Below are 16107 nucleotides of genomic sequence, written 5' to 3' on the forward strand. Positions count from 1 at the left end.
ATTCAGGCGGTGTCCGTCTCACCCCGCCAACGCGGAAAGTGAAGCAGCCTTCCCCTTGCCGGGCGCCGGCGGCAACCGCGAGCTTAGCCTACGTGCCGCACCGTTTACGGGACAAGCAAATACGGTTTCAATTTCTCCAACGTTTTTTCCCCAATTCCAGCCACATTCAACAAATCTTCTGGACGCTGAAACGGCCCGTGTTCTTCGCGATAAGCGATGATCGCTTTCGCCTTTGCCAGCCCGATGCCGGGCAGCTGCATCAGCTCCTCTTCGGTCGCCGTATTGATCGCCACTTGCGGACCGTTTTTTCCCTCGGCTTCAGGCGCCGCCTCAACCGAGTTTGGTGCCGCTTCGCCTTTGGCCGGCACGTAGATCATCATCTCATCGCGCACTTTGGCCGCCAGATTGACTTTCGTTTCATCCGCCTCATCCGTCAGTCCGCCGGCTAAGGCGATGACATCGCGGACGCGGGCATCCGCCGCCACCTCGTACACCCCGGGTTTCACAACCGCCCCTTTGACATCGACCACAGCGGTTTTGCGCGCTTCGTCCGTTTGGGCTTCGGAACGAGCGGCATCTGTTTCAGCCGCAGCCGGCAAGGACACGGTTGGCTGCTCATCCGCTGGATGACGGACCACCCACATCCCCGCAGCCGCGGCTACCAACAAAACAGCTCCCCATTTCCAATGATTTTTCCCAAGCTCCCGCACAAACTTCCACACGTTCTCCCACATCATCGCCATCCTTTCCTTGGAAAAAGTCATAAACGAAGCGCTGGTGTCATACATATCGAAAAGAGAGTTCCGGTCAACTCAACCGGGAGGGGGGACAACACATGAACATCGGCGTCATCGGCACGGGGAATATGGGCACCATCTTAATCGAAGCGTTCCTCGACTCCGGCGCCGTTCAAGCGGATCAACTCGTCATCACGAACCGTACGCTTGCGAAAGCGTTCGCGATACAACGGGCGCACCCCGGCATCACAGTGGCTGCTGATCCGGCTGAAATCGTCCAACGATGCGGCATCGTCATGTTATGCGTCAAACCGTTTGACATCCATCCGCTGCTGCAACAGCTGGCTCCGCACTGGACAAGGGAGCATTGCCTTGTGTCAATCACCAGTCCGGTCAGCGTCGAGCAGCTAGAAGCGGCCGTCCCTTGTCAAGTGGTGCGCGCCATTCCGAGCATCGCCAATCGCGCGCTCTCCGGCAGCATCCTTGTCACCTTCGGGTCTCGCTGTTCGGCCGCCTGTCGGCAAACGATCGACGCTCTTTTTCGGCGCATCGCTTCGCCCGTTTCCATCGATGAGGCCATCACCCGCGTCGCATCGGACATCGCAAGCTGCGGCCCGGCGTTTTTTAGCTATTTGCTGCGGCGCTTTATCGAAGCCGCAGCAGCGAAGACCGCCATCTCGACCGAGCAAGCGACGATGCTGGCAACCGACATGATCATCGGCCTCGGGGAATTGCTGAGGCGGGACTTGTATACGCTTCAAACTTTGCAGGAAAAAGTATGCGTCAAAGGCGGAATCACCGGGGAAGGCATCGCCGTCCTCGAGCGGCGGCTCGACGGCGTTTTTGAAGAAGTGCTGGCCAAAACGCATGAGAAGTTTCGAGAAGACGTGGAGAAGGTGAGGCAACAGTTCTCGTCATAAAAACTCATTCGACATCAAACAACCAATTCCTTCTTTATCCGACAAAAAATCTCCCCTCACATTCCCACTTAGGACTAGCGGCCATTTGTCAGTTGATTTGTTCGCGACATAACTGTTTCCTGTTGCACGCACCTTTTTACCAAAGTCTCAATCCTCGGGGCTGACCCAAAACGGGAATGCGTTTTGGGATCAGCCCCCAACTTACGCGCCGCTAATGGTCGCGCGGTAATGGTGGTTTCAATCCTCACCCAGCCTTTTGGCTGGGGGCAACCATATACAGTGTCGTTCCATTCGCCCTCGGAGTGTTTCAATCCTCACCCAGCCTTTTGGCTGGGTGCAACGATTTAACAATATTCACATCTCTTGTGTCAATTGTTTCAATCCTCACCCAGCCTTTTGGCTGGGTGCAACCCGTCACCGACAAACTTTCTACGACGACGGTAACTTTGTTTCAATCCTCACCCAGCCTTTTGGCTGGGTGCAACTGAACCGGTCGACATTGACGCGCTGGAAGCGTGGTTTCAATCCTCACCCAGCCTTTTGGCTGGGTGCAACGAAGCTATATAGGAAGGAGTGCGCCCGACGATATGTTTCAATCCTCACCCAGCCTTTTGGCTGGGTGCAACCTTAAAATGTATCAGAAGACGGAGCGGGGCATTGTGTTTCAATCCTCACCCAGCCTTTTGGCTGGGTGCAACACGAGCCCGACCGCATCTATTACGCGGTTGTTGATGTTTCAATCCTCACCCAGCCTTTTGGCTGGGTGCAACCCGTGTTGGTCTGTTCACCGTCCGCGCTGCAACCGGTTTCAATCCTCACCCAACCTTTTGGCTGGGTGCAACGACGCCGCCTGTATTCATATGGATGACGACAACGGTTTCAATCCTCACCCAGCCTTTTGGCTGGGTGCAACAAAAACGCATTGCTCAAATCACGGTTGATACAAAGTTTCAATCCTCACCCAGCCTTTTGGCTGGGTGCAACTTTGCTCTTGGAGTTGACCGACCCGTCGATCCGGTTTCAATCCTCACCCAGCCTTTTGGCTGGGTGCAACATGTTCAGACGCCAGAATGTTTTTACCGCTCATGTTTCAATCCTCACCCAGCCTTTTGGCTGGGTGCAACCGCGATCGGTTCACAGAACAGCGCGAACTTCATTATGTTTCAATCCTCACCCAGCCTTTTGGCTGGGTGCAACCGCTCGCGTTTAGATACGTTGTGTTGAGCGGATTTCCACATAGGAAAACGCGAACTTGTCAATTTTGTCGCCATCAAGGCCATAAAGGACCGCAAGGCATTTGCCATTTTCCTCTTTATAACGGGATTTTTCTCTCATCGCGATCCTCCTTAGGGTTTGGCAATCGCTCTATGTTCGCGCGGCATTCTCGATGTTGCCGCACATCTCAGCAGCTAGCTGCTCTCATAAAATGATGGGATCATTATAATCAACGTAATCGTCTTTTCCGTAAACACGAACCGCCTTTGACCGGCTACCGTACAATGTGTATATCCTCAAGCTATCCTTTTCCAAATCAATGACACGCAATAGTTGATGCTCCATCTCCTCCAACTGAGCTTGGCTGACACTGCATTCAAATACGGATTTTTGCACCCGCTGGCCAAAGTTTTGGCAAATGGTCGCCACTTTCCGTAACCGTTTTTGACCACTTGATTCCAATGTCTCTACATCATACGTCACTAAAATATCCATTCACGCTCACCTCATGATAAATGGCACATATTCCTCAATATCCCCCGTAAATACCGGGCTAGTAAGCGAGCATGTACGTGAGGCAATAAACCTAACGGCACTCTTTGATTGATCACCGGATGTTGGATTTCTTCCTGTTTTCGCTTCTGGTAAGCGGCCAAAAAAGTTTTTCTCCCTTTTTCATTCAAAAGTACAGCTCCACCCGGACGGATGTCAAAATCGCCTTTATCTAGTTGCCTCCGGTTGATCAATGTTAGAACAAAACGGTCAGCTAGGTAAGGTCGGAATTCTTCGATAAGATCCAGACCTAATGATGGCTTCCCAGGCCGCAACGCATGCAAATATCCGATCTGCGGATCAAGCCCCACCCCCTCCAATGCGGAGATGCAGTCTTGGGTTAAAATGCTATAAGCAAAGGATAAACAAGCATTGACCGGATCACGCGGAGGCCTCCGGGACCGTACAGTAAAGGCAAAAAACCCGTCCTCATCCGAGCGGATGAGCGATGCGAATGCTTCAAAGTAAACGGATGAAGCGTATCCCTCGACTCCCCGCAATTCATCCAATGTCGCTTGGTTTCCAATATTGCGTAAACTTTGCTCTAGTTGCTTTACAGATTGCTCCAACCTCGCTCGCTGCTCTGGGTAATCACGCATTGCTCGTTGCAACACGCTTTTGCTGTTGCGAATTTTACCGAATACAAAACGCGAAGCGATATGGAGCATTCGTCGCTCGTCTTCCAACAGTTGATGCTGTGCTCTTCGAAGCAACACGTTTCCATTCGTTCGGCCAGTGGCCCGGGCCAAAAAACGGCCATAGGCATCATACCAAATGACGGACACCCCTTGGTTGACACATTTGCCAAGCAAATACGGGCTGATCGAAACCTGTCCAAACATGACAATGGCGCCAATATGGTGGATGGGAACTTGCAACGTCTTTACCCCTTCCACCTCAACGACAATCGTTTCATGGTCAAGCCGTATATAAGACTGTTGTGTTTGAACGTATAACGTATTCAACAAAACTTTAATCATAATCGTTCTCCTTGCTCATCCAAACGGCTATATTGGCCGGGGCTTGGGGCATGCACGCATCCTGCAACGAGCAGTCACGACAGCGCGCATCATTGACAGGTGGCGGCAACCGATCGTTTTTCAACATGTTTCTTACTTTTTGTAACGTTTCTTCAACAAGTTGCCGCAATTGGTTTGTCACGTCTACTTCCAATCGTCTTCTTGACTGATAATAGTATAAAGCCCCTTTGGTTACCGGCCGATCGAACATTTCTTCCAAGCAGAGAGCTTGAGCCGCCAACTGCACCATATCTGCTTCTTTCGTTTTTCGCTTACCGACTTTGTATTCCACTGGATACGGCGTTCCATCCGGGAGAAACTCTACGCAATCCGCTTTCCCCATCATTCCCAAACGTTCAGACCAAATTGGCAGCGCGCGCTCTACTCTTCGGTCTCCCACCTGCTCTCCTTCCGGTGTATCCACTCGTTCATGCACCCGGTTTCCTCTAAGTGTAAAAATGTTCTCTTCAAAGGTCTGTTCGAGATGAATCAACGCACACTGGCGCGGGCAATAGACATAATGCTGCAAAGCGGACAGCATGATCCACTCATCTTCATTCCACCGCATCCGTTTCATCCTTTCGCCAACGTTTTATACGAGGCGCGTCACAGTGACCCCAGGAACGCCTTCAAGAGGTACATCTCTTTGCCCTTCCTCTGCCGGCCCAAGCAAAACATAGTCACTGAATAATCTTGGTGCCTCCTGCTGGCGTCGTTCCACTTTCACGAATTCAAACAGTTTGTGAGCCGGAGCAGATCCTTTGGCATTTTCATGGCTAAAAATGTACAATGCTCCGACATTCATTTCCCCTCGAGCCGCAGAACGATCAAATGCAAATAAATGGACGAGCGCATCCCAAAAATCAGCTAAATCTTCCGCCGTAACCCCTGTCTTTTCTCCTAAAAACGGATTGTAAAATCCATGCAACCGATACAAGCCGTATGGAATCAACGGCTTTCTTCCCATTTCTGTTTGTTTTCTGCGGCGGTCCGATTCTTTGGTGATCGCTGAGCGTGTGATAGTTAAATCCCACGGAAATACGGGATCAATGGAGCGTGAAAATGTCAACTGCATCGGCCCGCGCACTTGGCCAGCATTCAGCCCTGTTGACATCACAGCTCCAAACATGCGAACATCGTAATACTTTTGGCACAACGCATATTGCGCTTTTTGGCGTGTTTGGCCATCAATTTTGATATTTTTCGCCGCCTGCGCCAGCCGTTTGGCCATATTTCGCAACGGTGTTCCTAGCTGTTTTTTAAGACCCGCTTCTTCCAATCCTTCCGTTAATTTTTCGCGAATATCCTTCTCATTGACATCCTCGCCCGTATAAATCGCTTGATTGCCTTCTAGCACCAATCCTTTTTCCTCAAGCTGTAAAAGCCAATTCATCAGTTCTTCGTTTTCCTTTTCTTCTTCACTCAGCTCGATGGTGGCCAATTTCACTCCGATTTCTTGATATGCTTGAAAAATGATGGTGTTTAAGGCGGTTTGGCTTTGAATAAAAACCGGTTTGCCTAATACCATTGAGGCATAATCACGAATTTTCCGCTTGATGGCAACGTCGGTCACAATGCCGTGCATCGTTTCTGGATCGACCCGTGGCATGTTGCCCGCATCTGGGTCCCCGTTCGGATTTCCATCTTTGACATCAAAAAGCAACACAAATTCATGACGTTTTGTCGGATCAATATAGCGCTCCATCACTGGCTTTCCCCCGTTTCGTTTGTTTGATTGGCTTGTTGGCGACCGCGGAATTCAGCACGTTGATGATAAAAGCCGAGCGCGAATTCGGCCTGTTCTCTCAAATTGAGAATCGTTGGGAATCCCCCAGCTTCATCCAATTGTTTCATCACTTCTTCAAGCAAGCGGCCAAGCTCAACAGACACTTTCGGAAGATGAGCAGTTGTCGAAAGCCTGAGCAATGAACCAAACGTCGATGCCGGAGCCGTGGAAGCAGCACCATAAAATCGATCAACGATCGTGCTTCCAATTCGGTATCCTGAAGCGCGCCGTTGAATTTCTTCCAACACGGCGAATAGTCGCCCACAAAGATAGGACGGCTGTAAGAAATGGGTGTTTAATGATTGCATCGTATGTGCTTCCTCCTTTCCATAGGTAAGAGCGAGTTTTACCAAACTCGCTGATGAATGGTATCTCCACGTTTCCTTCGGATCACTCAGTACTTTCGAAGAGCGGAAACGTTGAAGTGCCAACGGCAACAGTTCGACAGGCGGCAAGGCTCCTTGGTAAATCATGCGCAAACATTGCCGCACCAACCCTGGAGACATATCAACAGCGCGAATCAAAACGGAAAGCGGCAATAAATAGCCTTTTTCCCCAGTTGGTTGAACGATGCGTACAGCCGCCACATACTTCTCCAGATTCATCAACAATTGAGAAATCGATGTATGAATCCATTCGCGAACGACTAACCTCGCTTTATTCGCAGAAAGAACAGCCATGTGAAAGAATGTTTTGTCTAAATGAAGCGCCTGCTCATGCCCCGTTTTCGGAAGAGCAAGCAACTCCTCTAACTGTTTTAATTCAGGAGGAGGGGTCCGTTGATTGGTCTCATCGTCAAAAAGCCATTGTTCAATCGGGGAGGCAAAGAGTTTTTCACTAATTTGGAGCCCTTCCTCCCCTTCTATTTGGCCGTCGATCCAATATATGGCCATTTGAGATTGCAAAATGTTTCGGTCGCTTATATACAAGGAGGTATGATGTTGATCTTCCCTGATTAGATAATTTAATGTATCAACAACCAAAGTGGCACACCTGAAGCAGACAGGCACATTATTCGTTTGCGTTTTGCCCATCGATTCAAACGACGGGTTATTAAAGGATGTCAGTTGGCATGATTGTCCAAATAGCTGAACTGGGTTGGGTAAATATCTTACATAAGCCGACCGCTTTCCACAAACAGAACAGTCGCATTCATCGTCAGACAGCAAATCATTGGCTAAATATTCAGCCCAAAATGTTTGGATTTCCCTCTTTTCAAAAATCAAGAACTCCTCATCGTCTTGAAACGTTACAATATCCTTGGCATCAATTTGTTTCTGGAACTCCTTCTTCATCGGACTGTGCAAAAAATCAAGGACGTTCTTTAACTCTTTCATCTTTGTTTTCTCATAAGCCTCTTCAATTAATCGAACAAACCCTTGGTGCATCAACTCCGCTTCATCCGCTTTTTCTGGACTTTCGGGAATGCCAAGGACATAGCGGGCATCATCCGCCAACAAATAAGGTTTTAGGTTGCCTTCCGTAACTTTCCCTTGCCGCAATCGAAACGGCGCTGCCACTGAACGGTATTCTCCGCTGCGGAACGGCCCTTTCAAATACGGTTGATCTCCACCTAAATCAATAATCCAATTGATTGATTTAGGTTTGTAAGAGATCGGTAGCAATCTTTTTTCCTTCTGCAACTTCGCCGCCAACTCAATCAGCTTGTAAAGCATGTTGTCCCTCCAGTGCATATAGCTGCTGATAGGATTCTTTAGGTACACGCAGCCACCCGTTTTCTACTTTTGCCTCGAAAAAGAGAGGCTTCGCGAATCCAGCCGCCGTTCGCGTCCCTGTCTCATCATGGCGGAGAAACTCCATTTCTTGCCTAGAATCATCTTCGATAAAAGCAAAATCCAACAGCATCGTGCCGATGTCCATATTGACTGGCTGCACAACATCATCTGCCTCTATAGATGAAAAGTATGCGGCAAATTCCCTTGTGCCTAAATAGGGAGTATGATGGCACTGCCCCCGTTCCACTCGGCGATAAAATTGATCCCGGTATTTAGCCGCTGGATCAACCGCGCGTTTTGTCAAGATGATCTCGGCGATAATCCAATAGGCGACGTTTTTTAAAATCAGGCTTGTGCGCTGGACACGTGCGCTTTCAATCACGATCGGATTTTTATTTTGCTTGCTTGTCAGTTCATTGCGCAAGATTGCTTGCTGGCCCCCGAAACGCAAAACCCCAATTTGGCGAATCTCATAACGAAATTCCGGCTTCCAAAAAATCGCTTCTAATATCCCCCGTGCTGCGCTCGGCGTCATCACCGGGTAACTGATGCGCTCCACTTTAAATTCCGGCCTTGTAAAACACGCATATTCCCCCCACACTTTCACTTGCACTTTCGCCCGTCGCTGCATTCCGCGTCTCCTTTCCCTCTCCTTTTCTAGCCAATCAGACTGAATGGATCGTAAACTTCCTCTTTAATGCCGATCTGTTCATCATAATCACCAAGCCACTCATAGACATTGTTCGCTACTTCCCGAAGCCAGCCGTCCCTTTCTTTCTTTTCCGCCTCAAAGCGATACAACTGGACCATATACGGCTGCAATCGGCGAAACGAATAGCGGGACGGAGAAGATTCCCACATTCGCAAACATTCTGATGCCTTCTCATACGGAACAACCACAGACACTGTATCTTGGTCAATAAGCCGATATTTTTCGGCAACGGATGGATAATCCAATGTTTCCCGATCTTTTTGGATCTTTTTCGAATCGACGTCCACCGAGGCGAATAACCGGCGGAAATAGTCCCTGAATATATTCAGATCATGCAAATCATCAGGGTGGCGCTGAGCCAATAAAAGTCGGGCGGTTTCCAGCGCTGTTCGATATGGTCCTTTTGGACTCGGCATGTCTTCCGTTTCAAAAATAATTACTTTTCCCTTCTCACTTTTTCCTTCGCGATTGCAGCGCCCCGCGGCCTGCACAATCCGATCAAGCGGCCCTATTTCCCGCATGACAATCGGAAAATCCAAATCCACCCCCGCTTCCACAACTTGTGTGCTGATGAGACGGACAGGTTGATTTGTTTTCAGACGTTCACGAACTTCCTCTAAAATTCGCCGGCGATGCGCCCCGCAAAGAAGGGTGGAAAGATGGAACACCGCCTCATCCTCTTGAAGAAGCTCGATGCACTCTTTCGCCTCTTTTCTCGTGTTAAAGACAACCAATATTTGTGGTTGTTCACGAATGAAATGGGCAAGCTGCTGCAACGAAACGGGTGATTTCCATATCTCATAGTCCACTCGCTGCATCTGTTGAAAATGACGATCCACAGTCAGCAACGGCAACATTTCTTTAACCTCTATTTTAGAAAATACATCCAAAAACCGGCTTTCTTCAAAAAATGGCTGGGTGGCGCTCGATAAGACAACCGTTGTTTGACAATGACGCACCAACATGGCTAATGCGTCCAATGTCGGCTTTAACAGCTCTGGTGGAAGCGCCTGAATCTCATCAAGAATCACGACACTGCGCGACAAGTTATGTAGTTTGCGAACTTTGCTTGGACGATGGCTAAACAGACTGTCAAACAGTTGCACCGTTGTTGTGACAATGAGGGGAGCATCCCAGTTTTCCGCGGCAAGGCGGTGTTGGATCAGCCGTTCACCAGCTTCCTCCTTCTCATCATCCGCTTCAATCTGGCTGTGGTGCTCCAGCACCGCATCGTTTCCGAACACGCCGCGATATACATCCGCCGTCTGCTCGATAATGCTTGTATACGGAATGGCGACAATTACACGGTCAAGTCCATGTTCTACCGCATGCTTGAGCGCAAAAGCTAAACTGCTTCTCGTCTTCCCACCTCCGGTCGGCACGGTTAACCGATAGACTCCCTGTGGACCAGATGCAGCGCGAACGCATTCCTCATACACTTCCCTTCTTATTCGATTCACTGCTGTATCATCCGCATGGCTTGCCAATTGCTCTTGATCGGCGACAAAGCGATTCCATAAATCCGTGATCGAAGCTATAGGCGCTCGAAGCGAAGAAAGTTCCGGCTGAAAGTGGCGCTCTGTATCTAAGTAATCAGCGTCAACAAGCGCGGAAAAGACGAAGCGAATCCACATTTCCCTCTCTGTTGCAGAAAACGAGGGGAGTTCCTCCATATTTTTTATTATCGGAAACACCATTTTTTCCAAGAACCGCTCAGCTTGCTTCAAGATCTCCAAATAATGCAAACGCTGGTTTTCTAAATTCTCTTCAAGGACAAGCGATAAATAGGCAGACGAATGCAAGCCGGCATGATGACCGGCGATCGGCAGCGCAAACCACTGCCAAGCATATGGATGGCGCATTTTTCTCCAATACAAATGGTATATGAACACCGCCCCCCAAATCGCATGAGGAACACTGCGGCTCCTTTCCCCATCCGCCTGCTTTTGTAAATAATCTTGAAAAAGAGGGTGGAACTTTCCTAAGTCATGCAAAAGACCGCATAAATATGCCACTCTTTGCCCTTGGTAGCGTCAAAAGTTCTATGAAAACTCCACACAGACCATCCCATTGAGCATCGTGGGGCATGCAGAGAGCCGGATTCGCCCTTGACCAACACCCGCCAAAGGTGGGAAAGAGTCGTCAAGGGCGACGGGGACAAAAAAGAAGGCAATAGGAAAGCCGCCCTTGCTTTTACCGAATTTTACCTTTGGCGGTGTTCGGTTGGTCAAGGGTTCGCTTCGCCGAATCCGGCAGGAGTTCTGTTCAACGGGCTCTGGAGGACAAAAAAGTTAGGCTGCCTCGTTTTGAAGGAAGTCCTGAGCCATGGTGATGAGCTTCGTCCACCGGGCTGGCATATGCGGCAGCTCGGCGAGCTCCGGGATGACGACCGGTACCCGGCCTTCGAGCGCGCTATGCGGGCGCAGAAAGTTGAAATACGCCACAAACAGCGTCACAAAGGACACCGAGCCTTCCTCGGCGCCAAACCCATGGGTCGGGCGGTAGTTGCCTTTAAAGGTCCGGTTGAATCGCTCGATGATCTGCTTGAGAGGGCGAAACTCTTCCGAGACCGGATCTTCGTTGGTCAGGCCGATCACCTGGCGGACGTCAAACGAAATCCCGTGCTGGGCAAAGAAGTGTTGCGCCAACCGGTAAATCGGGTTGCCATCCACGACGAACGACAAGTCGTCTGGAAGGGACGGCAGCTTCCTGAGGACATCATTGATCGCCTTGATGGCCGAGAGCGTGTCCCGGTTGGGCGAGACGCGATAGGACAGCACGATCTTTTTCACGGCGTCGAACATAAAGAATAGGTAATGCCAACGGCCCTTCACACGAATATATGTCTCGTCCCCACAGAACGAACCGGACAGCTCATACGGGAATCGGTCGACAAAGGGCTTGATCCAAAGCGCGACGCTGTTGGCGTAGTTGAGCACCGTCTGATGAGAGATCGAGACGCCATGGATGTCCTTCAGGGCGGCGGCGGTTTCCCTCGAGGACATCCCAAAGTTGACGTAGTACGTCAACACGAGCCCCAACACGTGCGGCGACGCAGCCAGCCGGGACAAATCGACCTTCGGCTTGATGAGCGACGAGGAAGCCAACGGGAGAAAGTCAAACAAGAACTCCCGAAACAAATACCGCACCTTGAAGGCTTGAGGATTCTGTTGAAACTGTTGGCGCTCTTTCTTCGTCATCCGGCGAAGGTTGGCCTGGTAAAACGGGCAATCGTTGTTCTTGCACTTATAGACGTTGTATTCCTTGCGTTCCTTGATTTTTTCCAACGTCTTTTTGCAGTGCGGACAACGAAAGACCGCTTGCTTGGTGAACCGATTTCGGTGGTTGAACCGGCATTGGCACACTTTGCATTGGTATTGCCCTTTTCCGCCGTTATTGGCGTACAGGTAAGAAGAGGGAGCCTGGCAGCGAGGGCAGGTCAACGAATCCGGAACACGGTGTTTCGCCTTCGCGCGGCGCTGGATGGGCCGTAAAGGACGTCTGTGCTGGGCTTCATAGTCTGCCAACAGCTTCCGGTAATCAAGGGTTTCCGGCACATCGATGATCGGAAGGTCATCGACCTGAAGTTTCCGGTACGGCTTTTGGATGGGTTCGTCCCAGTCCTCGAGATGCAAGGATTTTCCCAATATCACACCCATCAAATACACAATGATTTGATATTGGGTCTTGATGATTTCGAGCAAATAGGCTAATAATTGAGGTAACAAGCTTGTCACTCCTTTGTTTTGGCTGTTGGGTGTCGTTACCTCAATGATGGCCGAAAACAATGGGGGTGGCAAGCTTTTTTTCTTCCAACCGTTGAAACTCAAGGGAAAACCGTGAGTGTGGAGGATAAACTTTTGACAATACCTTGCCCTTGAAAAGGAGCAGCAAATGATTGGGCCATTTCCGCTACACGTAACAAATGATCATCCAGCCGATGCCATTTATCCCCATTTTCCGGCGGCGTGTGGGCATACACATCCTCCATGTTCCATTCACCCCCATCCGATCGTTTCGCTTAGAAGGCCAGTGATTTCATAGGAAAACGAGAGCAAAACAGACGTTCTCAAATGAATAGCCTTAACACATCGGTGTTTTGACAAGCTTCGTTGACTTCACGACCACCATGGTTTTTCACCAACATTTAGGAGGCAGGTGATTTACTCACGCAACCAATTTATAGGATTTCCTTTCCAGCAAAAAAAACTTGTTGCCGCAGCCCCGATGTTCATGCGTTCCATCATCGATCAAGGCAAACAGCGGTTTTTCACCAACTTTTTAGAAGACCGGTGTTTGTATCCGTAAACGACAGGAAGTCTCTCTCCTATGAAATGAAAAAATTGATAAAAAAGCCCCTAATTAATTTCATCGATTTTCTAAGTATCCGGTTGTATATTTCGACCAATATCGTCATTTTCCTTCTAAACTTCTAACATTTTGGCTCTTCACCACAAAATGTACTTGACAAAAAACGTTTTTCATGATAAGAACGTCAAAAAGATTGATTACCATTTTTTGTTATTTTTGTTCAACCGGGAGGGATAATATCATGTTTGTTCCTAAAAGTCAAGTACATCTTTCGGTGATGAACCAACATTTTTTATTGCTGGGCGTTCCAATGGCATCGGCTACGCGGCCATGTATTTCTTCTTTAATTTATCCATATGCATAAAAAAGCGCCCGCCGATTAGGGAAGATTACACAAATCCACCCAAGGAACTGGCACTGACAAAGTGTGGGGCGGAGCGCGATCGCGCTTGAAGCTATATAGTTAGATTCTATCCTTTTCCTCCCTCACTCGCTCAACAAGCTTTAAACACCTCTTCTTCAGAAAGTTTTACGAAGTTCCTTACACAACCTACATACATTTCATGTATTGTCCATTTCAAAATTCCAAATCAATTTGAGACTAAAAAACAATGACGAGACCTTAGCCATCCATAGGGATGGCGAACATCTCGCCAATGCGTGGTATCAATGGAGAATGGGAACTTGTGCTTCCGTTTTTTGCTGACAACAGGGCAACGAGCGGCACGTTTTCTCTACATGCAGACCACGTGCCTCACCGCTTCCGCGCGACGAAAAACAGCCGCTCGGCCGTCTCGGTCGGCGGGGCATCGGTGAAATCGGCGGTCACTTCAAGCACCTCGAAGCCGGCGGCATCGAGCCACTGTTCGTAAACGGCTTGCTCGAACGTGCGCTGCTCATGCCATTCGTCGAAACGTTCGTACCGATCGCCGCGGCGGACGAAAAACGTCAGTTCATGCCCGACGCTGTGCGGCCAATCGAGCGGATGGCACGTCCATATGTAGCTGATGTCCTCTCCTTGGTCGGCAAACACGGCGTCACGAAACAAAACGTCCATTTTATAAACGGAATGGACGTCAAACAAAAGCAAGCCGCCGGCGCCAAGGGCGCGGGAAACGGCGGCGAAGGTGGTTTGGACGTCCTCCTCATTCATGAGGTAATTGAGGGCGTCGCAAAACACCAGCGCGCCGTCAAGGTCTGAAAACCCGTCGAGTTCGGCCATGTTTTGTTCAAACAGCGGCACATGAACGCCAGCTGCCTCCGCTTTCTCTTGGGCGATGGAGAGCATCTGCTCGGACAAATCAACGCCCGCGACTTGCCACCCGTCCTTCGCAAGACGGATGGCCAGCTCTCCTGTCCCGCAGCCGATATCGATGACCCGCCGCCCCGGCCGTCGGGCGTAGCGGGCGAAGGAGCGCTCGACAAACGACTGCCACTCGCCGTACGGCGCGTCAGCCATCAGCACATCATACCAATCGGCAAACCGTCCGTACGTCATGGCTGCAACACGGCCGCGACGTCTTCCGTCGGGGCGTCCCCCCAAAGCCGCTCAAGGCCGTAATAGTCACGCTCCTCTTTCGCAAACACGTGAGCGACGATATCCCCCAAATCAACGAGCACCCATTTTGCCTCGTGAAACCCTTCGATCCGTTTGACCGCCAGACCGTGTTCCTCGGCTTGGTCTTGAATTTCGCGGGCGATCGCCTGCACTTGTTTGTCCGAATTGCCATGGCAGATGACAAAATAATCAGCCACAAGCGAAATGCCTTTCATGTTTAAGACAATGATGTTTTCCGCTTTTTTGTCATCCGCGGCGCGGACGACAAGCTGCAATGCTTCTTGTTCATTCACCGGCTTCATTCCCCCTTCACCTCGCGCAAGAGCGAATTATATGCGTGAATCGTGTCCGGATAGATGAGCTGGCGCTTCTCAAGCAAAAAGGCGATCGTGTTTTTCACCGCCTGCCAAAGCGCCCGGTTAAGATCTTCTTCCGCCAAGCGCCGCACGTCATCGACGCCCGGGAAGCGCCGCCCTGGTTCAATGTAGTCGGCCAAATAAATAATTTTTTCCAGCAGCGTCATGCCGGCGCGGCCAGACGTGTGGTAACGGATGGCATCGAGCACTTCCGGGTCGTCAAGGCCGACTTCTGTCTGCACCAAATACGCGCCGACGGGCGCATGCCATAATTCACTGTTATACGCAAGCAAATCGTTGGGCATATTTTGCGCCAAAATGATTTGTTTCATTTCCTCGACGGGGCGGAATTTCGCATAGTCGTGGAAAATCGCAGCCAGTTCCGCCTTTTTCGCGTCAGCGCCGTATTGTTTAGCGAGCTTAACGGCGGTCGCGACAACGCCAAGCGTGTGCTCGTAGCGCGTCTCGGTCAGCTGCTGTTTCACGATTTGCAACGCTTGTTCCCGTTCCATATAACCCCTTCTCCTCAATATAAAGTCTTACTGCTTCCGGCACGAGGTAGCGAATCGTCTTCCCGCGCCGCACCCGCTCGCGGATGAGCGAGGACGAGACGGCAAACTGCGGGGCTTCCACTTCGATGACCGGATACGGCGTTTCCAGCGAAAATCCCGGCCGCTTGACGCCGACGAACGTCACCAATTGGACGAGCTCATCGATGCGGTGCCAATTCGGCAAATATTCGACCATATCGGCGCCGATGATAAAATAAAATTCATCGTCTGGGTGCGCCGCGGTGAGCTGGCGGAGCGTATCGTACGTATACGACGGCCCTTCGCGTTCAAGCTCGATCGTCTCAATGCGAAAGCGCGGATGTCCGGCGATCGCCAGCTCGAGCATGCGCAGCCGGTCTTCACTCCTTGTCACTTGCTCATGCTGCTTATGGGGAGGAATGCGGTTGGGCAAAAACCAAATTTGTGACAGCTCTAAAGCATCCAGCACTTCATCGGCCATCAGTAAATGCCCGCAATGGGGGGGATCGAACGTGCCGCCCAAAATTCCAATTTTCCTCATCTTCCTTCCTCCCGCCGCTCTGTCCTAGGATGTTGCTTGCTAAAGGCGGACGACCAATCAGGCTCGCCCCGCCCGGAACGCTTAGCGAGAAACGAAGCGCCCGCCTCGATCCCGCTCTCTGCCATCAAACAAGC

The 16107-nt window shown here is 50.4% G+C and carries 16 protein-coding genes and 1 CRISPR repeat array; of the genes, 1 reads left to right on the plus strand and 15 read right to left on the minus strand.

The genetic code is table 11. The annotated features are described in order from the left end of the window. Positions 1-104: 104 nt before the first annotated feature. Positions 105-722 carry a helix-hairpin-helix domain-containing protein gene (locus GC56T2_RS12270; protein WP_172706120.1) on the minus strand — a complete coding sequence of 206 codons (618 nt, stop codon included), beginning with the start codon at positions 720-722 and terminating at the stop codon, positions 105-107. Positions 723-835: 113 nt separating this feature from the next. Here GC56T2_RS12270 and comER point away from each other — a divergent pair, with 113 nt between their 5' ends. Next, a complete protein-coding gene (gene comER, locus GC56T2_RS12275; protein WP_144975539.1) occupies positions 836-1657 on the plus strand; it encodes a late competence protein ComER in 822 nt (273 codons plus the stop codon). Positions 1658-1891: 234 nt separating this feature from the next. Further along, positions 1892-2854: direct repeats of the CRISPR family, unit length 37 nt; unit sequence GTTTCAATCCTCACCCAGCCTTTTGGCTGGGTGCAAC. 9 nt (positions 2855-2863) lie between these two features. On the opposite strand, the gene GC56T2_RS18170 is transcribed toward comER, so the two are convergent. The 14 genes from GC56T2_RS18170 to GC56T2_RS12335 all read right to left on the minus strand — a co-directional run bounded on the left by GC56T2_RS18170 (position 2864) and on the right by GC56T2_RS12335 (position 15973). After that, complete coding sequence (locus GC56T2_RS18170; RefSeq protein WP_255516082.1) at positions 2864-2992, minus strand: hypothetical protein; 129 nt, start codon at positions 2990-2992, stop codon at positions 2864-2866. Positions 2993-3076: 84 nt separating this feature from the next. After that, on the minus strand, positions 3077-3367 hold the full coding sequence (cas2, locus tag GC56T2_RS12280) for a CRISPR-associated endonuclease Cas2 (protein WP_144975540.1): 291 nt from the start codon (positions 3365-3367) through the stop codon (positions 3077-3079). A gap of 11 nt (positions 3368-3378) precedes the next feature. Beyond that, a complete protein-coding gene (cas1c, locus tag GC56T2_RS12285) occupies positions 3379-4404 on the minus strand; it encodes a type I-C CRISPR-associated endonuclease Cas1c (RefSeq protein ID WP_222427770.1) in 1026 nt (341 codons plus the stop codon). Beyond that, the gene (gene cas4 / locus GC56T2_RS12290) at positions 4397-5011 is read right to left on the minus strand and encodes a CRISPR-associated protein Cas4 (RefSeq protein ID WP_144975542.1); all 615 of its coding nucleotides are present in this window, start codon (positions 5009-5011) and stop codon (positions 4397-4399) included. Before cas4 ends, cas1c begins: the two co-directional genes overlap by 8 nt. A gap of 24 nt (positions 5012-5035) precedes the next feature. Continuing rightward, a complete protein-coding gene (gene cas7c, locus GC56T2_RS12295; RefSeq protein ID WP_222427771.1) occupies positions 5036-6148 on the minus strand; it encodes a type I-C CRISPR-associated protein Cas7/Csd2 in 1113 nt (370 codons plus the stop codon). Then, on the minus strand, positions 6148-7905 hold the full coding sequence (cas8c, locus tag GC56T2_RS12300; protein WP_172706117.1) for a type I-C CRISPR-associated protein Cas8c/Csd1: 1758 nt from the start codon (positions 7903-7905) through the stop codon (positions 6148-6150). The genes cas7c and cas8c overlap by 1 nt, the downstream gene beginning before the upstream one ends. Further along, entirely contained in the window at positions 7886-8578 is a 693-nt protein-coding gene (cas5c, locus tag GC56T2_RS12305; protein WP_255516083.1) for a type I-C CRISPR-associated protein Cas5c, read from the minus strand. The genes cas8c and cas5c overlap by 20 nt, the downstream gene beginning before the upstream one ends. A 44-nt stretch (positions 8579-8622) precedes the next feature. Further along, complete coding sequence (cas3, locus tag GC56T2_RS12310) at positions 8623-10692, minus strand: CRISPR-associated helicase Cas3' (protein ID WP_144975550.1); 2070 nt, start codon at positions 10690-10692, stop codon at positions 8623-8625. 276 nt (positions 10693-10968) lie between these two features. After that, entirely contained in the window at positions 10969-12405 is a 1437-nt protein-coding gene (locus tag GC56T2_RS12315; RefSeq protein ID WP_144974183.1) for a DDE-type integrase/transposase/recombinase, read from the minus strand. A gap of 98 nt (positions 12406-12503) precedes the next feature. Then, positions 12504-12668 (minus strand): hypothetical protein, encoded by a 165-nt coding sequence (locus GC56T2_RS17840; protein WP_186440030.1) that lies wholly within the window; start codon positions 12666-12668, stop codon positions 12504-12506. A 1074-nt stretch (positions 12669-13742) separates the two neighbouring features. After that, positions 13743-14486, minus strand: coding sequence for a class I SAM-dependent DNA methyltransferase (locus GC56T2_RS12320; protein ID WP_144975552.1), 744 nt, complete (start codon positions 14484-14486; stop codon positions 13743-13745). Further along, entirely contained in the window at positions 14483-14839 is a 357-nt protein-coding gene (gene rsfS / locus GC56T2_RS12325) for a ribosome silencing factor (protein WP_144975554.1), read from the minus strand. The genes GC56T2_RS12320 and rsfS overlap by 4 nt, the downstream gene beginning before the upstream one ends. A 5-nt stretch (positions 14840-14844) precedes the next feature. Next, a complete protein-coding gene (gene yqeK, locus GC56T2_RS12330) occupies positions 14845-15414 on the minus strand; it encodes a bis(5'-nucleosyl)-tetraphosphatase (symmetrical) YqeK (protein ID WP_144975556.1) in 570 nt (189 codons plus the stop codon). After that, positions 15323-15973: a nicotinate-nucleotide adenylyltransferase gene (locus GC56T2_RS12335; RefSeq protein ID WP_144975558.1), complete on the minus strand. Its 651-nt coding sequence runs from the start codon at positions 15971-15973 to the stop codon at positions 15323-15325. The genes yqeK and GC56T2_RS12335 overlap by 92 nt, the downstream gene beginning before the upstream one ends. Positions 15974-16107: the final 134 nt, after the last annotated feature.

The organism is Geobacillus sp. C56-T2, from assembly GCF_007829715.1.
Lineage (GTDB): Bacteria > Bacillota > Bacilli > Bacillales > Anoxybacillaceae > Geobacillus > Geobacillus icigianus.

Coding starts and splice junctions, on each gene's coding strand:
- comER (WP_144975539.1), top strand. CDS start 836: ATGAACATCGGCGTCATCGGCACGGGGAATATGGGCACCATCTTAATC.
- GC56T2_RS18170 (WP_255516082.1), bottom strand. CDS start 2,992: ATGAGAGAAAAATCCCGTTATAAAGAGGAAAATGGCAAATGCCTTGCG.
- cas2 (WP_144975540.1), bottom strand. CDS start 3,367: ATGGATATTTTAGTGACGTATGATGTAGAGACATTGGAATCAAGTGGT.
- cas1c (WP_222427770.1), bottom strand. CDS start 4,404: ATGATTAAAGTTTTGTTGAATACGTTATACGTTCAAACACAACAGTCT.
- cas4 (WP_144975542.1), bottom strand. CDS start 5,011: ATGCGGTGGAATGAAGATGAGTGGATCATGCTGTCCGCTTTGCAGCAT.
- cas7c (WP_222427771.1), bottom strand. CDS start 6,148: ATGGAGCGCTATATTGATCCGACAAAACGTCATGAATTTGTGTTGCTT.
- cas8c (WP_172706117.1), bottom strand. CDS start 7,905: ATGCTTTACAAGCTGATTGAGTTGGCGGCGAAGTTGCAGAAGGAAAAA.
- GC56T2_RS17840 (WP_186440030.1), bottom strand. CDS start 12,668: ATGGAGGATGTGTATGCCCACACGCCGCCGGAAAATGGGGATAAATGG.
- GC56T2_RS12320 (WP_144975552.1), bottom strand. CDS start 14,486: ATGACGTACGGACGGTTTGCCGATTGGTATGATGTGCTGATGGCTGAC.
- yqeK (WP_144975556.1), bottom strand. CDS start 15,414: ATGGAACGGGAACAAGCGTTGCAAATCGTGAAACAGCAGCTGACCGAG.
- GC56T2_RS12335 (WP_144975558.1), bottom strand. CDS start 15,973: ATGAGGAAAATTGGAATTTTGGGCGGCACGTTCGATCCCCCCCATTGC.